This is a genomic window from Rhodoflexus caldus (genome assembly GCF_021206925.1).
GTDB classification, from domain to species: Bacteria; Bacteroidota; Bacteroidia; order Cytophagales; family Thermoflexibacteraceae; genus Rhodoflexus; species Rhodoflexus caldus.
The window spans coordinates 21,923-43,291 of record NZ_JAJPRF010000022.1 but is presented as its reverse complement, the minus strand read 5'-3'; the positions used below and the strand labels follow the sequence as shown (position 1 = coordinate 43,291).

Here is a 21,369-nt window from a genome sequence, read left to right as displayed (position 1 = left end):
ATTCAGCCCTACATTGATACATTGTTAAACCTGTTGCGTTATTACTGAATAAGCAACCATCGTATAGGAGTGATTGGCATAATAGCTGCACCTGCCGTGAAATTTGTAAGAGAAAGTGCATTTACGGGCAAAAGTGTAGAAATATTATACAATGTTTTTTTACCTGCCGAAACAAAAAACTATCCTTTCAACCTAACCCCAATGAGCAGAATATCATCGGTTTGTTTTTGGGGGCCAAAACTCATCCAGTGTGCCAATACAGACTCTACTTTTTGTTGCTGCTGATAGATAGGCAACATGTGAATATCCTGTAACAATTGGCGGAAGTTTTTAGACATGAATTTCTTGTTGTGAATCCCCCCGAACTGGTCTTGGTAGCCATCGGAGGCAAGGTATAGCATGGTTTCCCCTTCAATATCAAATGTGCAGCGGGTGAAAGCGCCCGAGTAGCCCGCCATTCTGCCGCCGATTGGTTTTTTATCGGGGTTTACCTTGGTAATTTCTCCGTTGCGTGCCAGATAGAGCGGACTCATTGCTCCTGCATATTCCAATTGACGGGTTTCCATATCAAATGTGCAGATGGCGATATCCATCCCGTCGCGGCTGTCGGAGTCTTCTATTTTGAGCACACGGCGCAGATTCTGGTGCAACTGATTCAGAATTAGGTCGGGATGGGTAATTTGCCGCTCATTCACAATCTGACTGAGCAGGTCGTTGCCTACCATACTCATCAGTGCGCCCGGCACGCCGTGCCCGGTGCAGTCGGCTGCTGCCAGTACAATTTTTTCTCTGCCGTCGGTAGCAACTACTTTCTCGAGGAAATAAAAATCGCCGCTAACAATATCACGCGGTTTGAGCATCACAAAGGATTCGGGGAAGAATGAACGCAGGCGTTCTTCGGAAGGAATAATGGCCGACTGAATCCGCTTGGCATAGTTGATACTTGCGGTAATATCGTTGTTTTTCAGTTCTAATTCCTTGTAAACTATCTCTATCTCCTGTTTTTGCTTTTGCAGCAACAGGTTGGTAAGCCTGCGCTGATTGTTGGCACGCACCATCACCACACCAAATACAGCCAAAATGGCTACCAAGCCCACAATAAAATAAAATCGCTGGTTTTGCTGTGCTATTTCTTGTTGTTGCAGGGTACTTTCCATGTTCAGGCGGTCTATTTCGGCCTGTTTCTTCTCCGACTGAAAACGGGTTTCCAGCATGGTGATTTTCTCACGGCTTGTTTCATTGAAAATAGAATCTTTCATGTTCATAAACAGCACGTGGTAGTCGTATGCCTTTTTATAGTCGTTCAGCAAGCGGTAGGCATTGGAGATATTGCCGTATGAAATCTGTTCTTCCAATTTTACGCCTGTCTTTTTGGCAAGCGTCAGCGCATCCTGATAGTATTTCAGGGCACGGGGAATATCGTTTTGGTTCAGGTAAGCATTGCCGATGCTGTTCAGCAGGCGCGAGAGGGTAAATTGCTCGTTGATGGCGGCTTTGATATTGTAAGATGTTTGCAGGTAATCAATGGCACGTTTGTAGTCGCGCTGTGCCAAGTAAATTTCACCCAAAAATTGCAGGATATGACCACGCAGCCGCTGGTCGCCGAGCGAGTCGGCAATGGGCAGCGCTTTGAGGCAATATTCCAACGACTCGGTGTACTTTTTTTGCGCCAAATACATATTGGCAATGTTTTTCAAACTTGTGGCTACACCCTCGCGGTCGTTGATTTTCTGTTTGAGAATCAGCGACTTATTGTGGTATTCCAACGCACGGTCGTAGTAGCCCTGCGTAACGTAGATATTGGCAATATCGTTGTATCGGAAAGCTATCTGGCGGTTGTCTTTCAGTTCTTCAAACAGTTTGAGCGACTGCAAATGTCGGTCAATGGCTTGGTCGTGCATGCCCAACCTGTAATAAATCAGCCCCAAAAAGCCCAGACTTTCGGCCATGCCAAGTTTGTAGGATGCACTTTGGGCGAGTTTATAGGCCGCTTCGGCATAGGTGCGGGCTTTCTCTATTTGAGAATTGCGGAGCAGAAATGCTAAGCGGTTCAGTGCACGGATGCGTACCGTATCGGGTTGGGGGTTTTGCAGCGAACGCTCCAAACTGTCTGCCTCTGCCGCTTGACGTGCGTATGCATCATTACCCGTAATTGCGAGGCAACACAGCACCGCAAATAAAATCACACCTATCCTATTCATTACATCATTCCGATTGAGCCACAATTTACACCAAACGGGTAGAGTTTCACAAGCACCGGCAGATTAAAAAAGAACATATCTTTGTGCAGTATCAATTGTTGTACATGGAATTATCTGCCAACCGTAATGCTTTTGCCATTGCTTTGCAACACCCCACAGGCATTATACAATCTGTTGTTCCACTGCCTTCTTCCAAGAGTGAAAGCAATCGCGCATTGATTATCGCTGCTTTGTGCCAAGAATACTGCCGATTGGAAAACCTTTCCGAAGCCCGCGATACTCAAACCATGCAACGCTTGCTTGCGTCTTCGGATGAGGTGCTGGATGTGCTGGATGCCGGAACTACCATGCGCTTTCTGACGGCCTTTTGTGCGGCAACCCGTCGCAAAAGCATACTCACGGGCACCGCGCGTATGCAGGAACGCCCCATTGGCATTTTGGTAGATGCACTGCGGCAAATCGGTGCGGATATCTCCTATGAAAAAAATGAGGGCTTCCCTCCTATCCGCATCAACGGATTTTCGCCACGTCAAAATCATATTACCATTCGGGGCGATGTAAGTAGTCAATATATTTCTGCCTTGCTGATGGTTGCCCCTGTGATTCCCGGGGGGCTTACGCTGCAACTCACGGGTAAAATCGGCTCGCGCCCCTACATTGAAATGACGCTGCAACTGATGCAACGCTTTGGCGCACAGGCAACTTGGGAAGGCGACAGCATCCATGTACCCGAACAATCCTATCATGCCGCTGCTTACACTGTTGAATCGGACTGGTCGGCTTCCAGTTACTGGTTCAGCATAGCGGCGCTGGCACACAAAGCCGATATCCGACTGCTGGGGCTAAAGACCGACTCGCTGCAAGGCGACCGCGTTATTATTGATATTATGGAGCAACTCGGCGTAAAATCGGACTTCACCGATGATGGCCTGCAACTGACGAAAACCTCTCATGTGGAAAGTTTTGAGTGGGATTTCAGCGACTGCCCCGACTTGGCACAAACCATCGCCGTTATTGGCGCAGCCAAAGGTATCCGCATGAAACTCAGCGGTTTGGAAAGTCTGCGCATCAAAGAGACCGACCGCTTGACCGCCCTGCAAACAGAACTTGCCCGCTTCGGCATCGCCACGCATGAAGTGGATGGGCATACACTCTACGTGCACGGCAACGAAGTTACACCGCTTCGGGCATCGGAGGAGATGGTACGTACCTACAAAGACCACCGCATGGCAATGGCATTTGCACCGCTTGCGTTGTTGCATCCGCTGCAAATAGAACGCCCCGAAGTAGTGGAAAAATCTTATCCCCGATTCTGGGAACACTTGGCAGCAGCAGGTTTTACCGTTCACCCCATTGAAAATCCGACCACTGCATGAGTGTTCCGCAAACTGACAAAAGGCTGGCATGGCTGATACTGCTGGCGCTGGCTTTTGTATGGGGCAGTTCGTTCATCCTGATGAAACGCGGACTGACGGTATTTGCTGCGGGTGAAGTGGGCGCGCTCCGCATTGTTATAGCTTTTGTGCTACTGCTGCCCATTGCAATCAACAACCTGCGGCTGATTCCTGCCAAGAGCCTGCCCTACATTTTTATCACGGGTTTTTGCGGCAATCTGCTGCCCGCTTTTCTTTTTGCTACGGCACAGCAATACTTGCCGAGTTCGGTAGCAGGTATTCTAAATGCACTCACGCCCATTTTTACGCTGCTTATCGGGGTACTGTTTTTTTCTTTCCGACTGAAAAAGTGGCAGTTGCTCGGCATCGCAATGGGCTTTGCAGGGTCTATCGGGCTTAGCCTGATTCAGTCGGGCGGCGAAGTCGGCGGATTTAACCCTTACGCACTGCTGATTGTAGCGGCAACACTTTGTTATGGCATCAGTGTCAATGTGATTGGTAAATATTTGCGCCAACTGCCTTCTTTGGCTATTTCCGCTACTGCAATGGGTATGGTAGGGCCGCTCGCCCTCGCCTATCTGTCGGTAACAGGCGATTTGCCCGCCAAACTTGCACAAGGTGAACAAGCGTGGGCTGCTTTGGGGTACATCGGTATCTTGGGTATTTTCGGCACAGCGCTGGGGCTGGTTTTTTTCAACAAACTGGTAAAAATGACCTCTCCCGTTTTTGCAAGTTCCGTAACCTATCTGATTCCCGTTTTTGCTATGCTCTGGGGCATTGCCGACAGCGAAGCGTTCGGCCTTTTACATCTGGCAGGTATGGGACTGATTGTAGGAGGCGTTTATGTGGCCAATCGCACATAAATAGAAGCTGTATCGTTTAATTTTTCACATATAAACCGTGCAAAAAAATTCTCTGCCCGTTTATTTGAACCTGTTGGTAATTTACTTGGTTTGGGGTTCTACTTTTTTAGGTGTTCGCTATGCGCTGGAAGTGCTGCCGCCTATTCTGGCATCCTCCCTTCGCTTTCTGGTCGGCGGAGTTATCTTATTGCTGATTGCCGTTCTCTGGAGGCTTGCCAAAGGTATGCACCCTGTGCTACCCAACGGCCGGCAAACGCTGGGAGCGGTTCAGGTTGGCGTAATGTTGGTAGGTGTTGGTAATACTGCCCTCTCCTATGCCATCAAGTTTATGCCGACCGGCATTGTGGCGTTGTTAGTAGCCACCTTACCCATTTGGACGGTTGTATTGGACTTTCTGTTATTCAGCAAGTTGCAGCCGCACAAACTTACAGTTACGGGCTTGCTGCTGGGCATTTTCGGAATGGCTGTGCTGCTGAATCCTTTTTCAGGATTGAACACATCTGACCTTGTTTGGTTTCCTGCCGTGCTTGTATTAGTGGGCTCCGTTTCGTGGGCATATGGCTCGCTGCGTGCTCCCCACCTGACCATGCCGCCCCCCCTGCAATCAACGGCCATTCAAATGCTGGCAGGCGGCATTTTTGCGTTGATTATCAGCACTTTCACAGAACCTGACGCATGGGAAGCCATTTCGCGGATGAACCTCCGAACCTATCTGGCGATGGGCTACCTGATTTTTATCGGCTCTTTTCTGGGCTACTCGTCTTACAACTGGCTGATGCGCAATGCGCCTCCTGCATTGGTTTCAACTTATGCCTATGTCAATCCGGTAGTGGCTATTATTTTAGGCTGGTTGTTCCTGAACGAATCGCTCAGCGGGCGCACACTGACTGCCTCTGCCATCATTTTGACAGGAGTAGTACTGATTACCCTTGGCCGACGCATGAGCAAGTAGCAGGTCTTGACCCAATTTATTCTTCCAAATAAAAGCGCCTACGGTTGGCCTTCTTGGCACTGTGGCGTTTCTTTTCCTGCAAGCGTTCCTTTTGAGCAGCCAATGAGGGGCGCGTAGCTTTTCGCTTGCGGGGAATGGTAAAAGTTGCCCGAAGTATTGCATAAAACTTGCGGATAACGTCCTCCTTATTGGCAAGTTGGCTGCGCGTTTTTTGAGAAGTAAGCACCAATTCACCCGCTGCATTAATCAAATGCGGCACTTTGGCAAATAGCATCGCTTTTTCTGCCTCGGTCAGCAACGCAGAGGTAGGGATGGAAAAACGCAACTCAACTTTGGTTTCTACCTTGTTGACGTTTTGCCCGCCCGGCCCGCTGCTGCGCGAAGTATGGAATGTCCATTCGCGGCTGAAATCTTCGGTTTGCATATGGCAAAGAAACGTTGTATCTCGCAATAAGATTCCTCTGTCGGAGGCTTTTTGCGGGTATTTTTTCACCACAGCAACAGCACAACCATGAACGAACGACAAACAGACATTCTCATTATCGGGGCGGGCTTTGCAGGCATTGCAGCCGCCAAAAAACTGCATGGCCTCAACCGCGATTTTCTGGTCGTAGAAGCCCGCGACCGCATCGGCGGACGCACGCTTACCGAAACTTTTGAAGGCGACATTACGCTGGACTTAGGTGCGAAGTGGCTCGGCCCAACGCAGCAACTTGTGTGGGAATGGGTACACGAAACCAACGCCGTCACTTACGAAACCTACAACACAGGGCGCAACATCCTGAGCTACAAGGGTAAAATTTCCCATTACACGGGAACCATCCCGAAAATCGGTATTTTGAGCCTGCTGGATTTGGGAAACGCGATTAACCAATTGGAAAAATTAGCTGCCACAATAGATACCCTGCAACCTTGGCAACACCCCAAAGCAGAACGCTACGATGAAATGACGCTGCGCACGTGGATTCGGCAACACACGCGCACGGAAGCAGCGCGGCACATGCTGGAAATCGGCATACAGACGGTTTTTGCTGCCGAATCGTCGGAAATTTCGCTGCTGTTTGCACTGTTCTACCTGCGCTCAGGCGACAATCTGGAAACGCTCATCAGCATTACCAACGGTGCACAGCAGACCATCCTAAAAGAAGGCACGCAGGGGCTGCTGAAAAAAGTAGCTGCCCCCTTTGCCGACCGCATCGTGCTGCAAAGTCCCGTGCAAAAGATTGTGCAAGATGCCACAGGTGTTACGGCACATACTGCCCAAGGCATCATTCGGGCGCGGAAGTGTATCCTGACCGTACCGCCTGCGCTGCTGGAACGCATCCGATTTGAGCCGCCGCTGCCGCAACAGAAAGCGCAACTCTGCCAGCGGATGCCCATGGGCGCAGCAATGAAATGCTTTGCCGTGTATCCCGTGCCTTTTTGGCGCAAACACGGGCTGAGCGGACAAGTCATCAGCGATGAGTTTCCCGTTAAGGTAACTTTTGACGTTGGGCAGGGCGACAACGACTACGGCAAAATGCTGGTGTTCGTAGAAGGCAACGATGCGCGGAACTTCATCAGCCTGCCGCCTGACATGCGCAAGCAAATGGTCTTGGAAACGCTCGTGCGATTTTTCGGCAAAGAAGCAGCATTCCCGCTTTTTTACACCGACAAATGCTGGACGGAGGAAGAATGGACACGCGGTTGCTACGTCGGGCTGATGGCACCCAATACACTGACGCATTTCGGGCCGCACCTGCGCACGCCCTTCGGTAATATTCACTTTGCAGGCACTGAAACCGCCGACCGATGGAACGGCTACTTGGACGGAGCCATCCAAAGCGGCTATCGGGCGGCAGAGGAGCTGATGCAGGTGTGACGCAAACTATCTCATCTTATCAAGATGGAAAAATGTTATAAAAACGCATATAAAATCGGCAATACCGGCAACAGCCGACAATCTTCCGATAATCAAAGCAAAAAACAGTTGAAATGTTAAAAGCGCAATGTAACTGTAAGCGCCCCATTTCTTCATCTGCCAGATTCCCATGAGGGCTATACCATTTGCCACAGCCATAACTATCATGAAATATGCGTACCAATTACTCGTGAATTGACCTGCAAATTGGCCTATGAGCGGGTCTTGCATGAGCCATAACGCGTATATCAGCACCAAGATAAGGCCTGTAAACCTTAATACACACATGACTGTGATGATGGTCGGGCGCTTATTGGCTCTGTCCTGTTGCGCAAATTCTTCGCGCATGATTTCCTCAAAGGTTTTTTGCTGCTGTTCCATGTTAAAAATTGCTTTAAATATGTTGGCAGCTAAAAAACATTGATTTTAGCGGTATTCAAAATACCGCACGCGTCAAGGCTTCATAAAAACAAATCAAATGATGAACCGATGCCGTTGGTTATCGGCCGGTATAAATTTGCAAGCCGACAGCCCCCTTTGCGCATTCCAAAAAGAAAGTGTATTTTGCTTAACCTAATTAACTAATTTGTTGGTTTAGCAAATCCGAAAATGAAAAACATCTTCTACGGCTGGTGGGTACTGCTCGCTCTGGTACTGATTTACATGGTTACAAATGGTATTTTGCTCAATACCATGCCGCTTTTTGCCCCGCAATTGTTGGATGAGTTCCAATTAGACAATCAACAGGTTTCGCGCCCCGCACAGTTGTTGTATCTTTTAGTATCCATTCTTGCGGCTTTTGTCGGTATTTTGTTAGATAAATATTCGCCCAAAATCATTATGCTATCCGGTGCAATCATTTTGTTGATTGCATTAGCAGGTTTTGCAAGCGCGACTTCATTCATACAAATTCAGGGAGTTTATGTGCTGTATGCCTTTGCTCTTACGCTGGCAGGCATTGTTACCAGCATGTACCTGATTACGCAGTGGTTTGTCAAATACCGCGGGTTGGCGGTCGGCATTTTCCTGATGGGTTCAAGTTTTGGAGGTGCTCTATTTAATAAAATTGCGGGTTGGGGCATTGCTACGCTGGGTTGGCGCAGTGCCGCGTGGATTTTGTTGGGCTGTGCCGTAGCGGGGATGCTCTTGCCGCTGATATTGCTGATTCGCAACCGCCCTGCCGATATGGGACTGCTGCCCGACGGAGAAACACCTAACCTCACCACCGACAACCACCGTACACATGGCCATGCGGGGATGACCTTAGGCGCTGCCATGCGCACACCTTATTTCTACTTACTGCTGGTGGCAACGGCTACGCTTTGGTTTTGCATTACGGGCGTAGTAAACCATCAGGTCTTGTTCATTGAAAAAGATTTGAATCAGACAAAAGAGATTGTAACGAACGTAACCTCGCTGTTTTTCCTGTGCAGCATTATCGGCAAGTTGCTGTTCGGCTGGTTAGGCGACCGATTCAACAAGCTGATTATCATGCTCATATCCATTATCAACCTGCTGATAGGCACTGTATTGCTGCGCTACCTTGCCGACTTACCGACGGCGATGATGTATGTGTACGCATTAGTGTACGGAATTGCATTCAGCGGCGCATTCACCATGATTCAGGTTGTAGTGGCTGAACTGTACAGCGGCAGTTCCTACGGAAAAATTTTGGGAATTTTTACCATGATAGACACACTTGCCGGCAGCATGGGCATTATTGTATTAGGCTCTATGCGCAAAAACAGCGGCAGCTATCTGGGCGCATTTGATACGATGATATTACTTTGCGGCTTTGCCTGTATTTGTGTACTTGCTTTGCAATTCATGAAAAAGCCGCAATTGCAACCTGCTCATTAACAATTCAACCATACAGCCATGCAAAGCCCTGCCATTGAAGAAAAATTAGTGCTGACAATTCTGGAACTTGCTGCGGCATTGAACCGCCGCGGCGATATTATCAGTGAGTTGGTGGGCATCACCACTCAACAGTGGATTATCATGCTCTACATCTACGGCGACCCCAATATTCCGTATATCGGCAAGCATTATTCTGCCGACAAGCACTTTCAGCACAACGCGGGAATGCTGGCTTCCGACATTGCCGAAGCGCTGAACGTATCGCGCCCCAATATCACCAACATTCTCAATCTGCTGACTTCCAAGGGCTTGGTAGAACAAACGCTTGACGAAACCGACCGCCGACGCAAAATTTTGCGGCTCACGCCTCGCGGTATTCAGATTTTGCAACGCATAGAACCCTTTCGCCGAAAAGCCAATATTGCCTTGTTTTCGGTGTTGAGCAAGGAAAAATTAGAAGATACGCTGCACAATTTGGAAGAACTCTTGCAGGTACTGAAACGCGCCAATGCTTAACACTCAACTAACGAACGGATTTTGAAACATCTGACGCGCACGGTTTGGATTTTGTCGCTTATCAGCCTGTTTACCGACACGGCAAGCGAAATGTTATACCCTGTTATGCCGATTTACCTGCAAAGCATCGGCTTTTCGGTGGTGCTGATTGGCGTGCTGGAAGGCATTGCCGAAGCTACGGCAGGGCTTAGCAAAGGCTACTTTGGCAAACTTTCCGACCTTTCGGGCAAGCGTGCGCCCTTTGTTCGGCTGGGCTACGCGCTAAGTGCCGTTTCCAAGCCGATGATGGCGGTTTTCACTTATCCGCTGTGGGTGTTTCTGGCGCGCACTGCCGACCGATTCGGTAAGGGCATTCGCACGGGGGCGCGGGATGCCATCCTTTCCGACGAAGCAACCCCGCAAACCAAAGGCAGAGTTTTTGGTTTCCACCGCTCTATGGATACGCTGGGGGCTGTTTTAGGGCCTTTGCTGGCGCTGCTTTTCCTGCATTTTTATCCGCAGGATTACAGAATGCTGTTTTTCATAGCCTTTATTCCCGGGTTGTTGGCGGTTGGAGCTTCCCTGTTGCTGCGCGACAAAGCGCACCCGACCCCACCTGCACACGCAAAAGTTTCTTTTTTCGCTGCTTTCGGCTATTGGAAAGAAAGCCCGCACAGCTACAAAAAATTAATCATCGGGCTGCTGGTGTTTACCTTGTTCAACAGTTCAGATGTGTTTTTATTGCTGAAAATCAAAGAAACAGGCATTGACGATAAAACCGTTATCGGCATTTACATTTTTTACAACCTTGTTTATGCTCTGTTTGCCTTTCCCGTGGGCATATTGGCCGATAAGTTGGGGCTGAAACGCATTTTTATTATCGGGTTGGTGCTGTTTGCAACAGTGTATCTGGGAATGGCTTTCGGCACGCAGTGGTATGCTTTTGCGATGCTGTTTTTCCTGTACGGCATTTATGCCGCCGCAACGGAAGGCATCGCCAAGGCGTGGATTTCTAACATCACCGATAAAAAAGACACCGCAACCGCCATCGGTACGTTTACGGGGCTGCAAAGTATTGGCTCACTGCTGGCAAGTTCGCTTACGGGCTTGATTTGGTTCAAATTTGGTGCGGCTGCGGCGTTTATTGTCACGGCTGCAGCTGTTGCTGCGTTGGTTGTCTATTTTGCGGGCTTGCCTGCCCCCGAAAAAGCCGCACATGGTTGAAAGGGATGCGATTTGCAGCAGAATCTTGGAAAAATTTAATTTAGTTTTGTGTTGCACTTGTAGGGACAGGGGATGCGCGTTGCACGTCGCCTGTTCCTACAAATTTACCTGCATCGGAAAAATACAATTTACAAACATGCCTCTTTGCGCTAATGCGTCATTTTGATTTTTTCATACAAAACGCACTGATTATCAGATGAATATCATATAATTTGCGTAATATAACTTCCACACAAATCCGAAATCTGCATTTTTACAAAAGTGCGCTCTAATGTGATGAATTACTTGCTTGCCTCATCGGGCTGCCTTTTCGGATGCGGCTTTAAGTTCCTCTAAGTTGGTCAGAACCCCTTGGTTAAGATTTTTTTGAAAAAAATTTTTGAACAGACGCGGGAATACCCCTTGAAGGCTTTCTTCAACGATAACAAGCGCATGGTCGTCTTTTTTGACAAATTTCCAATTGTGGATGGCACTTGCGCCGATGGTCTTGCCAGTCCAGCCGAATGCCCGATGCGGATTGACTGTATGAATTTTAGAAGTAAAAGAAAGTCCGTCGGCTTTCCAATGAAACTCTGTTCCTTCCTCAACCTTTTCGGGCACAATGGTTTCCGAAACGGCTTTTTGCCATTGCGGCCACTTTTTGATGTCGGTCAGTACTTGCCAGACCGTATCAACAGGTGCGGCTATCTCCATTTGATTTCTTGAAACGACGGGGGCGTTTTCGTTAATCGGGATATTCATGTTGTCTTTTTTTGATGCGTTAGCTGATTGTTTGTCAAAATTGTAACTTTCGTAGTAAAAATAATATGCGCAGACAATTAAAATTGTCAATAAAAACATCAGTATAAGAAAAAGTAATTTCTTCATGAGTTTTAGGATGTGCTGTTCATGCTTCTACGTTTTTTATGCGCGCGGGTTTCTTGCAGCCTCATACAAAAAACAACAAAGTCCCGTATAATTAATTGAGCAGCAATTCGGATTGAAAACTTCACGTTAAAAATCAGCGACATATAGCACCATGTGCCTGAGATATGTCCGCCAAAAAATGCAGCGTAAGTTGCTTAACTGCATAAAAAAGTCCGTAGAGGCAATGCGACGCTCTACGGACAAGAGTTGTGAAGATATAAGTTAGCCGTACTGCGCGGCGTAAGGCCTACAAATTCTTCAAGATAAAATCAGTCATCATCTGGTACAAATGAATGCGGGTGATGCCGCCGTAAATGCCATGATTGCGGTCGGGATAATAGAACGATTCAAACTGTTTGTTAGCGGCAATTAACGCATTTTGCAGCGCTACGGCATTTTGGAAATGCACGTTGTCATCGCCGGTGCCGTGTATGAGCAGAAACTTGCCTTTCAGCTTATCGGCATGGGTAACGGGCGAATAGTCATCATAGCCTTTGGGGTTGTCTTGCGGGCGTTGCAGGAACCGCTCGGTGTAGATGGTATCGTAGAAACGCCAATTGGTTACAGGCGCTACGGCAATAGCGGCTTTGAACACGTCGTTGCCCAGCAACAGGCACAGCGAACTCATGTAGCCGCCGTAGCTCCACCCCCAAATACCGATGCGGTTTTTGTCCACATAGGGCAACCCGCCGAGATATTTAGCGGCTGCGATTTGGTCTTCCACCTCGTATTTACCTAAGTTGGCATAGGTCATCTTTTTGAAAGCCTCACCGCGTGCGCCTGTACCGCGATTGTCCACACAGGCAACCAAATAGCCATTTTGAGCCAACATGTTGTGCCAGAGGTCGTTAGCGCCGTTGGCATAGGTGTTGAGTACCTGCTGTGAGCCCGGGCCGCCGTACACGTGCATCAGTACAGGGTAGCGCTTGCCGGCATCAAAATCGGGAGGTTTGATAAAGTAACCGTTGAGCTCTGTGCCGTCGGTTGTTTTAAAAGTAAAAAACTCTTTTTGTGAAAGGCGAAAATCAGCGGCGGCCTTCTGCAAACCCTGATTCTCTTCCAATACTTTCACCAATTTATTGCCTGCTACCTGATACAGCTTCACATTCAGCGGCGCTTTGTTGCTGTTGTTGTAACAGAAATAGTATTTAAAATCGCGGCTCAAATTGATGCGATTAGCCCCTGATGCGGCAGTCAGTTGCTGTTTATTTTTCCCGTCCAGCCCTATGCGATAAAAATGGCGCTCCAAAGGCGAAACCTCTGTGGATGTGTAGTAAATCACGGGTACTTTGGCGGTTTCATCAACGCCGAGGAAGTTATCTACCTCCCAGTTGCCTTGTGTCAGGGGGCGCACGAGTTTGCCGTCGTTGTTGTAGAGGTACAAATGTTTGTAACCGCTTTGCTCACTTGCCCAAATAAACTGCTTGCCGTTTTTCAGATAAACCATCATGTCAAAATCTTCAGCCTCCAAGTAGGTTTTGCTGTTTTCTTCCAATACAAGTTTGGTTTTCCCTGTAGCTGCATCGGCATAAAGTAGTTCCATCTTGTTTTGCAGGCGGTTCAGGCGCAGCACGGCAAGTGTATTAGGCATACTTGTCCACTTGATGCGCGGCACGTAAATATCGGTTTCGCTGCCAAGTTCAACGGCAGTGGTTTTGCCCGAAGCCAAGTCATAAATTGAAACGCTTACGACCGAGTTGCTTTCACCCGCTTTGGGATACTTGAAGCGATAGTCGGTAGGATAAAGCGCATTCGCAGGCCACATTTGCATGTTGTATTCCGGTACTTTGCGTTCATCAAAGCTGATGAATGCGATTCTACTGCCATCGGGCGACCACTCAAATGCCTGTGCCATGCTGAATTCTTCCTCATATACCCAGTCGGCACTGCCGTGAATGAGTTCGTTGAACTTGCCGGTAGTAGTAACGGCTGTTTCTTTACCCGAAGCCAAGTCTTTGAAAAACAGGTTGTTATTGCGAGTAAAAGCTACTTTGCTGCCATCGGGCGAAAAAGTCGCGTAGGACTGCTTGCCGCCTTCGGAAAGCCGAGACAAGGATTTGGCAGCCAAGTCATATACAAAAAACTCTGCCTTGTATGAACGGCGGTAAATGGATTCAAAGTCGGTAGTGAGCAGCAGTTTCTTTTCGTCTGCACTGAAATCATAGTTGCTGTAATTGATATTCAGGCTTTTGCCGTCCAAAATAGTCTGTACTGCCTGCCCGGTAGTTACATCGTATTGGACAATATCCGCACCGTTTTGAGCAGTGTAAAACCTGCCGTCTTTCATCCAATTGACATTATCTACCGAACGGGCACGCAGCGCACCATTGCGGTAAATATCATTGACCGTAAGTTTATTTTGTGCAAAAGCAGACCAAGAGAACAGCCAGAGTAACAGCAGCCCCCACAAGCGTGTGTTTTGTTTCATATCAGAGATGGTTTGGTGTATGGAGTTTACGGGTCGTAAAGATAACTCTCCACCAACAAAAAAACCTTTGAGCAATGCCCAAAGGTTTAATCTGTTATTCTATGGTATATTTCTTAACTCATTCATCAATTGCGTGCATTGGAAGAAAGCTGGCTTCTCACCTGCTTAATTTTACTTTCTTTCAGTATTCTGATTTGCGCTTCCTGTTCTTCAATCCATTTTACGCGGCTGTAATCGCCCTTGGGATATTTCTTTTCATAAGCGATATAGGTAACACCCAATTCCTTGAAAATATCGCGGTACATGTCTTCCAATATGACAAAATTTTCATGGATGTTGCTGCGCAAATCGTTCAACCCCTTTTTCTCTTCGCGGATGAAGGCTTCCATATCCTGAAGGGCTTTTGCGGGCAATTCCGTTGAGGAGCTTATCTCCGAAGATGCGGAAGCAGGATTTTCGGCTGAGGTTACGATGGCCTCTTTGTCGGCAATGTCTTGCAAGATGAGTTGATGTTTCCACTCCATTACCTGCTGCTGTTCGGCGGGAGTCATCAGAATCCACTTCTTGCCGTAGTAATTAGCCCATGTTTCAATGTCAGTCGGGTTCTTGCGGACTTTTTCCCACTGTGCCGGTTTTTTCAGCGGGTCGTCAATAAATTGTGCCTGTGCGCACAAGGCAAAAAACATCAGAAATAAATACAAAAAGCCGATTTTGGCTGTGTGATAGTTAGTGTGAGTCATAGGGGTAAACATCAAAACAAACGCTTATCTTACTAACGTCAAAATTATCGCTTTTGTATATTGGGTTTTCTGCAATGTTATGAGTAATATTACTCAGATGAACTTTGTTTGTTGAATGTACGATTTTGTAATTATCGGAGGTGGGCTTGCCGGTTTGATAAGTGCCATTATGCTGGGAAAGGCCGGATTTAAGGTCGTTTTGCTGGAAAAAAACAGCTATCCGTTCCATCGCGTTTGCGGCGAGTATATCTCCAACGAAACGCTGCCCCTGCTCAACAAATTAGGGATTAATCCTTTTGACTGGGGAGCGGTGGCTATCAGTCGTTTACAAATCACCTCTCCCGCGGGCAAGTCGCTTGAACTACCCTTGGCAAGCGGCGGATTTGGCATCAGCCGCTATGTGCTGGATGCCAAACTGGCGGCAATGGCGGCTGCCAACAGCGTGGAAATCATAGAACGCTGCGCCGTGGAGCGCATAGAACGCACGGATGAGCACAAGTTCACCGTTCGGAATAGCAGAGGGCAACAATGGAGCGGCCGATGGGCTATTGCCGCACATGGCAAACGCTCCAATATAGACAAGCAACTGAACCGTCGTTTTTTCACTCAGCGTTCGCCTTACGTGGGTGTAAAGTATCACATAAAAATTGTACATAATCAAGATTTGATTGCATTACACAACTTTAAGGACGGCTACTGCGGCATTTCGCGAATTGAGGATGATAAGTGTTGCCTTTGCTACTTGGTTGACCGCCAACAGCTACGAAAACATGGTACAATTGCACAATTAGAGGCAAAAACCTTACATAAGAACCCCTTTTTAAAAGAAATTTTTTCTAAGGCCAATATACTCTACGATGCCCCCAAAGTAATTAACGAGGTATCCTTTGCCCCCAAAACATTGGTTGAAAACGGCATTCTGATGTGCGGTGATGCTGCGGGAATGATTACGCCCCTTTGCGGCAACGGGATGGCAATGGCTATGCACGGCGGTGCTTTGTTGGCGCATCTGCTGACCCAATGTGAAGCAGGCAAATTCAGCCGCGAGGAGCTGTACCGACAGTACCAACAACAATGGAAACAACTTTTTTCCTTGCGATTATGGACAGGCCGTCAAATTCAACGCTTCTTCGGTGCACCGGTGCTGACCGAAATGCTCGTAGGCGGTTTCCAAATGGCACCTGCCGCTGCGGAATTACTGATTCGCCAAACGCACGGCAGCCCCATTCGTTTGTAACCGAAAAAATGGACTGCACGCTTTTTTTGGTACGAATATCGCCGTTAAATAAACCACGACGACTAACTTGCGTTATTTAAACAAAACTGCCGCTTGGCAGTCGTGCAAGTAGTATAGTCTGAAACTTTTTTGCTCAATGGTGCAGCCCGAAATAACCGGATTGGATACAAGCGCTTTGTTTACGCTGCTGGATTCCCACGTGCTCATCGCCACCGATGAGCAGTGGCACATTACGCATTGGAGCAACGGTGCGGTCAAAGCCACCGGTTACGAGCAGGAAGAAAGTTTGGGGGTGTCGTTTATGTCGCGGTTGAGCGCTATTTCCTCCGACATTCTGATGGCGCTGCTGCCCGCTTCGGGCTACAGCCGCCCCATTCAGTTGGCCATGATAGATGCCGGCGGACACAAAAAGTACTTTTCATTACAGGCCATGCGCCAGCAAACGGGCGGTTATTTGTTCTACGGCTTGCCCGACAATCGCTCCAATGAGGCCGATGTATCATCAGCACAGTTGGCAGAAAATCTGTTATGCATTGACTTTCAAGGCAATCTGATTGGTTTTTCGGAAAAACATCAGGTTTTTCAACCTTACCTAAACAGCCTTTTTGCTAAAGAGGAAGGCGCACAGTTGTTGGCTAATCTTGGCAAAGGGTTCAGCACAGAAACCGAATCGCTGATTGGCAACCGTTTTTATCGCTTCAATTTTACGCCGCTGCCCGAATTAGGCTATGTGTACATCCACCCCAAGGACATTACCGACCGCAAACTAACCGAAGAGAAATTGCGCACAAGCGTTAATTTGTTCCGTTTGTTGTCTGAAAATGCTCAGGATTTGATTTGTGTACACCATCCCAACGGCGATTTTCAGTACGTGTCGCAGTCGGTTTCCGATTTGCTGGGCTATGAGCCTTCGCAAATGGTGTCCCTCTCTCCGCACCTGTTTGTGCATCCGGCAGACTGGATGAAACTGGCGCGCTATCATCGGCGAATCATCCGCCAAGGCCGCGCCGAGGCCATAGAATATCGCATCAGGCGCTCCGACGGCACTTATTGCTGGTTTGAAACCATTGCCAAAGCAATTATTAATCCGCAAAGCAAACTGATTCAGATTCAGAGCACTTCGCGCAATATTGACCAACGCAAAGCCTTTGAGCAGGAACTGATTGAAGCCCGAGAAGAAGCACTGCGCTCAATGAAGGCCAAAGAAACCTTCCTCTCTACGATGAGCCATGAGTTGCGCACGCCACTCAATGCGGTGGTAGGCATGACTCACCTGCTCATGGAAGAAAACCCGCGCCCCGAGCAGGTGCCGCATTTGCAAACCCTTCGTTTTGCCGCCGAAAACCTGCTGGTGCTCATCAACGATATTTTAGACTTTTCCAAGATTGAAGCCGGAAAAATCGTTTTTGAAAATACGGCATTTAATCTCCGCGAACTCATTGCATCGGCCAAAAACACGTTTAATTTGAGAGCCGATGAAAAAGGCATTCATTTCCGCGTCAGGATAGACAAAAACGTTCCGCAGTTTGTCAAAGGCGACCCCGTTCGGTTGAACCAAATTATTAACAACCTGCTCAGCAATGCCATTAAGTTTACCGAACGGGGCAAGGTAATATTGGAAGTAAGCGTTCAGGAAAGCTCCGCCGAGCATGTGGCATTGCATTTTTCCGTTACCGATACGGGCATCGGGATTCCGAAAGAGCAGCACGGCCGCATTTTTGACTACTTCACGCAGGCTTCCGGAGATACCACGCGCAAGTACGGCGGCACGGGATTGGGGCTGGCAATCGTTAAGCGTCTGCTGGAATTGCAGGGCAGTCAAATTCATTTGCAAAGCGAAGAACAAAAAGGCTCCTGCTTTTCGTTCACCCTTTCATTCAGCAAAACCAACGAACGCCCGAGCACGGGTGCTCACGCGGGAAGCCTGAACAAAAAAATGTATTTGGAAGGGCTGAAAGTATTGCTCGTGGAAGACAACGAAACCAATCGCACGGTAGCTTCCAAATTTTTGGAAAAGTGGGGCATTAAACCCGATATCGCAATTAATGGCATAGAAGCCTTGCAGGCAGTGCGTCAGCAGACCTACCACCTGATTCTGATGGACTTGCAAATGCCCGAAATGGACGGCTATCAGGCTACGGTTGCCATCAGAAAAATGGAACAGGAGTTAAACCTTCCGCCTGTGCCTGTTATTGCCCTTACGGCATCCGTTCTGGGCGATGTGCGCAACAAAGTAGCGCAGGCCGGCATGACGGATTACATCAGCAAACCTTTCCATCCCGAAGAGCTGTATCAGAAGCTGACGGCATATCTGCCGCCCGACTTCACCCCGACGGCGATGGAAACCAGCCAACCTGTACCGCCTAAAAGCAGCCGCAAACGAAAAAGTGAAAATCCAGTCATCCATTTAGACAAAATTGCCGACTTTGCCATGGGCGACCCCGCATTTGAACGCGAACTGATTCATGTTTACCTCAAAACGTTTCGTCAGTTGCCCGAGCAAGTGCGCGAGTGCGTTGCCAAAGCCGATGCGCAACAATTGGATGCCTTGCTGCACAAGGTAAAACCCACGTTGCAGAGTTTAGCGGCGCGGCGCATTGAAACTATACTCCGCACCATTTTGCAACGCATGAAAAATCAGGAGCCTGCCGATGATGCCTTGCAACAGCTGATAGACATGTCCGCAACGGCAATTGATATGTTGCAATTACCAGACTAATTCGCTCATGCTGCGCAACTACCGGCATTTATTGCAAAATCATCCTTCGTTTCGTTATGCCCGATGGGGTGCAATAGTCTTTTTGTTGTGCCTGCTGTTGTTTACAGGTTTACATCTGGCCTTCCCGTTGCCTCCGCAGGTGCAATACTCGCGCATGGTGCTGGCACAAGACGGCACTTTGTTGCAGGCTTATCTCAGCCCCGATGACAAATGGCGCATGAAAACCGAATTACACGAAATTACACCCGACCTGCGTCGCGCTTTCATCAACAAAGAAGACCGCTTTTTTTACTACCATCCGGGGGTAAATCCGCTTGCAATTGTGCGGGCATTGCTTAAAAATATTGTTCGTGGAAAAACCACATCGGGGGCTTCCACCATCACCATGCAAGTTGCACGCCTATTGGAGCCCAAAAAACGCAGCTATGCCAACAAGTTGGTAGAAATTTTTCGCGCGCTGCAATTGGAATGGACATATTCCAAAGAAGAAATTTTACAGTTGTACCTAAACATGGTACCCTACGGCGGCAATGTGGAAGGTGTAAAAGCTGCTTCGCTGCTTTATTTCGGCAGAATGCCCGATAAGTTGAGTCTGGCACAAGTCGTAACGCTGACCATTGTACCCAACCGCCCCACATCGCTGGCATTAGGCAGCAACAGCGACAAACTGCTGGAAGAACGCAACCGATGGTTACAAACCTTTCTGGAAGACGGCACATTTGACCGCGAAGCAATTGCCGATGCACTGCGCGAGCCTTTGCAAACCAATCGGGAGGCCTTGCCTTCGCTTGCACCGCATCTGGGGCGATGGGTGCATCGCACACGCAGTCCGTCGGAGGCTAATATCACCACCACCATTCGCATCGATATTCAACGGAAAGCAGCGGAAATAACGGCAACATATGCCAAAAGCATGGCCAAAATAGGCATACACAACGCCGCTGTATTGGTAGTGGATAACCGCACGCGGCATGTACTGGCCTATATCGGTTCGCAGGATTTTGCCGACAATGCCCATGCAGGGCAAGTAGATGGCATCCGTGCGATTCGTTCGCCGGGAAGCGCACTGAAACCCTTGCTGTATGCTGTTGCTTTTGATGCAGGTTTGCTTACTCCCAAAACGATTATTTCAGATGTTCCGGTAGATTTTAACGGCTATACGCCCGAAAATTTTGACCAAAAATTCAACGGATATGTCAGTGTTACGCAGGCTTTGGCCTATTCGCTCAATGTTCCGGCGGTCAAAGTACTGCATGAGCTGGGCGTAAACCGAATGATAAAAGCCCTGAAATCGGCACAGTTTGCATATGTCAGCCGTCAGGAAAAACAGTTGGGGCTTTCTTTGGCATTGGGCGGTTGCGGCGTAAGCGTTTGGGAAATGGCAGGTCTGTATGCCTCCTTTGCCAACGGGGGGAAGTTTGCCCCTTTGCAGTTTATGGCTGCCGCACAGGATGCAACAGCCGAAACGATTGTCAGCCCCGAAGCTGCTTTTATGGTGAATGAGATTCTCACACAAGTAACGCGCCCTGAGCTGCCTTCCGACTACGAGCACAATCCGCACGTACCGAAAATTGCATGGAAAACAGGGACTTCCTATGGCAGGCGCGATGCATGGAGCATCGGTTACAATGCTCGTTATACCATTGCCGTATGGATGGGCAATTTTAGCGGCATCGGCTCCCCCGAACTGACAGGCGCAGGGGTTGCTACGCCGCTGCTGTTTCGCCTGTTTAATGCCATAGACTATAACCAGCCCATCCGTTGGTTTGAGCCGCCCGCAGGCCTGCAAAAGCGCAGCGTCTGTATGGAAACAGGGCTGCCTCCTTCGGAGTTTTGTAACCGACTGACTACCGACTGGTATGTGCCGGGCGTTTCTCCTGCACTTCGTTGCGAACATCTGAAACCCGTTTTTACGGCGCCCGATAGCAGTATGAGCTATTGCTCGCATTGTTTGCCTGCCAACGGACAGTTTGGACGAAAGCGCTTCCCGAATCATTCGCCCGATATGGTCGCGTTTTTGACTGCATCGGGCATTCGCTTTGAACAGATTCCGCCCCACAACCCCGCCTGCACAAAGGTATTTGACCGACAGCCGCCTGCCATTATCTCACCTGCCGAAGGGCGCACCTACCTCCGCACCGATGCGGATGGGATTGAACTGTTGCTGTCCTGCCAAGTTGCCAATGACGTAAGCGAGGTTTTTTGGTATGTGGACGATAAGTTCTATCGGCGTGCACGCCCCCAAGAGTCGGTGTTTTTTAAACCACTGCCCGGCAAGCGCAAAATTGCCTGCACCGACGACAAAGGCATGACCACTACCATTGAGATTCGGGTGGAATAAAGACAGCCTCCCGAAAAGGGGATATATCAACCGCAGGGGGCTTAGGGCTTATGTCAGGTTGAAGCGATTGTTTTTCAAAAACTTACACGATTTTTTTGCCCATCACTTG

At 48.6% G+C, this 21,369-nt stretch carries 16 protein-coding genes; 10 read left to right on the top strand and 6 right to left on the bottom strand.

Annotation, left to right across the window (positions count from 1 at the left end; all coding sequences use genetic code 11):
- Nucleotides 1-179 precede the first annotated feature (179 nt).
- Nucleotides 180-2,201, bottom strand: coding sequence for a tetratricopeptide repeat protein (locus NDK19_RS16090; RefSeq protein WP_250632933.1), 2,022 nt, complete (start codon nucleotides 2,199-2,201; stop codon nucleotides 180-182).
- Nucleotides 2,202-2,305: 104 nt separating this feature from the next.
- Between NDK19_RS16090 and aroA the strand changes: the two genes are divergently transcribed.
- The 3 genes from aroA to NDK19_RS16075 are packed head-to-tail and all read left to right on the top strand — an operon-like array spanning nucleotide 2,306 to nucleotide 5,410.
- Nucleotides 2,306-3,577, top strand: a complete 1,272-nt coding sequence (gene aroA / locus NDK19_RS16085; protein ID WP_250632932.1) for a 3-phosphoshikimate 1-carboxyvinyltransferase — start codon at nucleotides 2,306-2,308, stop codon at nucleotides 3,575-3,577.
- Nucleotides 3,574-4,458: a DMT family transporter gene (locus NDK19_RS16080; protein WP_250632931.1), complete on the top strand. Its 885-nt coding sequence runs from the start codon at nucleotides 3,574-3,576 to the stop codon at nucleotides 4,456-4,458. The genes aroA and NDK19_RS16080 overlap by 4 nt, the downstream gene beginning before the upstream one ends.
- A 37-nt stretch (nucleotides 4,459-4,495) precedes the next feature.
- A complete protein-coding gene (locus NDK19_RS16075; RefSeq protein WP_250632930.1) occupies nucleotides 4,496-5,410 on the top strand; it encodes an EamA family transporter in 915 nt (304 codons plus the stop codon).
- A 16-nt stretch (nucleotides 5,411-5,426) separates the two neighbouring features.
- Here NDK19_RS16075 and arfB read toward each other — a convergent pair whose 3' ends face one another.
- Complete coding sequence (gene arfB / locus NDK19_RS16070) at nucleotides 5,427-5,834, bottom strand: alternative ribosome rescue aminoacyl-tRNA hydrolase ArfB (RefSeq protein WP_250632929.1); 408 nt, start codon at nucleotides 5,832-5,834, stop codon at nucleotides 5,427-5,429.
- A gap of 87 nt (nucleotides 5,835-5,921) precedes the next feature.
- Here arfB and NDK19_RS16065 point away from each other — a divergent pair, with 87 nt between their 5' ends.
- Nucleotides 5,922-7,271 carry a flavin monoamine oxidase family protein gene (locus tag NDK19_RS16065; RefSeq protein ID WP_250632928.1) on the top strand — a complete coding sequence of 450 codons (1,350 nt, stop codon included), beginning with the start codon at nucleotides 5,922-5,924 and terminating at the stop codon, nucleotides 7,269-7,271.
- Nucleotides 7,272-7,277: 6 nt separating this feature from the next.
- Here the strand turns inward: NDK19_RS16065 and NDK19_RS16060 are convergent, their stop codons facing one another.
- A complete protein-coding gene (locus NDK19_RS16060) occupies nucleotides 7,278-7,691 on the bottom strand; it encodes a hypothetical protein (protein ID WP_250632927.1) in 414 nt (137 codons plus the stop codon).
- A 228-nt stretch (nucleotides 7,692-7,919) separates the two neighbouring features.
- Here NDK19_RS16060 and NDK19_RS16055 point away from each other — a divergent pair, with 228 nt between their 5' ends.
- Genes NDK19_RS16055 through NDK19_RS16045 form a run of 3 tightly spaced genes read left to right on the top strand, consistent with a single transcriptional unit; the run spans nucleotide 7,920 to nucleotide 10,889 of the window.
- Nucleotides 7,920-9,170 carry an MFS transporter gene (locus tag NDK19_RS16055; RefSeq protein WP_250632926.1) on the top strand — a complete coding sequence of 417 codons (1,251 nt, stop codon included), beginning with the start codon at nucleotides 7,920-7,922 and terminating at the stop codon, nucleotides 9,168-9,170.
- Nucleotides 9,171-9,188: 18 nt separating this feature from the next.
- On the top strand, nucleotides 9,189-9,686 hold the full coding sequence (locus NDK19_RS16050) for a MarR family winged helix-turn-helix transcriptional regulator (RefSeq protein WP_250632925.1): 498 nt from the start codon (nucleotides 9,189-9,191) through the stop codon (nucleotides 9,684-9,686).
- 21 nt (nucleotides 9,687-9,707) lie between these two features.
- The gene (locus NDK19_RS16045) at nucleotides 9,708-10,889 is read left to right on the top strand and encodes an MFS transporter (protein ID WP_250632924.1); all 1,182 of its coding nucleotides are present in this window, start codon (nucleotides 9,708-9,710) and stop codon (nucleotides 10,887-10,889) included.
- 294 nt (nucleotides 10,890-11,183) lie between these two features.
- On the opposite strand, the gene NDK19_RS16040 is transcribed toward NDK19_RS16045, so the two are convergent.
- The 3 genes from NDK19_RS16040 to NDK19_RS16030 form a co-directional block, all read right to left on the bottom strand.
- Entirely contained in the window at nucleotides 11,184-11,630 is a 447-nt protein-coding gene (locus NDK19_RS16040) for an SRPBCC family protein (RefSeq protein ID WP_250632923.1), read from the bottom strand.
- A gap of 412 nt (nucleotides 11,631-12,042) precedes the next feature.
- On the bottom strand, nucleotides 12,043-14,223 hold the full coding sequence (locus NDK19_RS16035; RefSeq protein ID WP_250632922.1) for a S9 family peptidase: 2,181 nt from the start codon (nucleotides 14,221-14,223) through the stop codon (nucleotides 12,043-12,045).
- 125 nt (nucleotides 14,224-14,348) lie between these two features.
- Nucleotides 14,349-14,963 (bottom strand): hypothetical protein, encoded by a 615-nt coding sequence (locus tag NDK19_RS16030; RefSeq protein ID WP_250632921.1) that lies wholly within the window; start codon nucleotides 14,961-14,963, stop codon nucleotides 14,349-14,351.
- Nucleotides 14,964-15,078: 115 nt separating this feature from the next.
- Here NDK19_RS16030 and NDK19_RS16025 point away from each other — a divergent pair, with 115 nt between their 5' ends.
- From NDK19_RS16025 to pbpC, 3 genes are all read left to right on the top strand, one after another.
- A complete protein-coding gene (locus NDK19_RS16025) occupies nucleotides 15,079-16,200 on the top strand; it encodes an NAD(P)/FAD-dependent oxidoreductase (protein WP_250632920.1) in 1,122 nt (373 codons plus the stop codon).
- 136 nt (nucleotides 16,201-16,336) lie between these two features.
- Complete coding sequence (locus NDK19_RS16020) at nucleotides 16,337-18,919, top strand: PAS domain-containing hybrid sensor histidine kinase/response regulator (RefSeq protein ID WP_250632919.1); 2,583 nt, start codon at nucleotides 16,337-16,339, stop codon at nucleotides 18,917-18,919.
- A 7-nt stretch (nucleotides 18,920-18,926) separates the two neighbouring features.
- A complete protein-coding gene (gene pbpC, locus NDK19_RS16015; protein ID WP_250632918.1) occupies nucleotides 18,927-21,260 on the top strand; it encodes a penicillin-binding protein 1C in 2,334 nt (777 codons plus the stop codon).
- Nucleotides 21,261-21,369 lie beyond the last annotated feature (109 nt).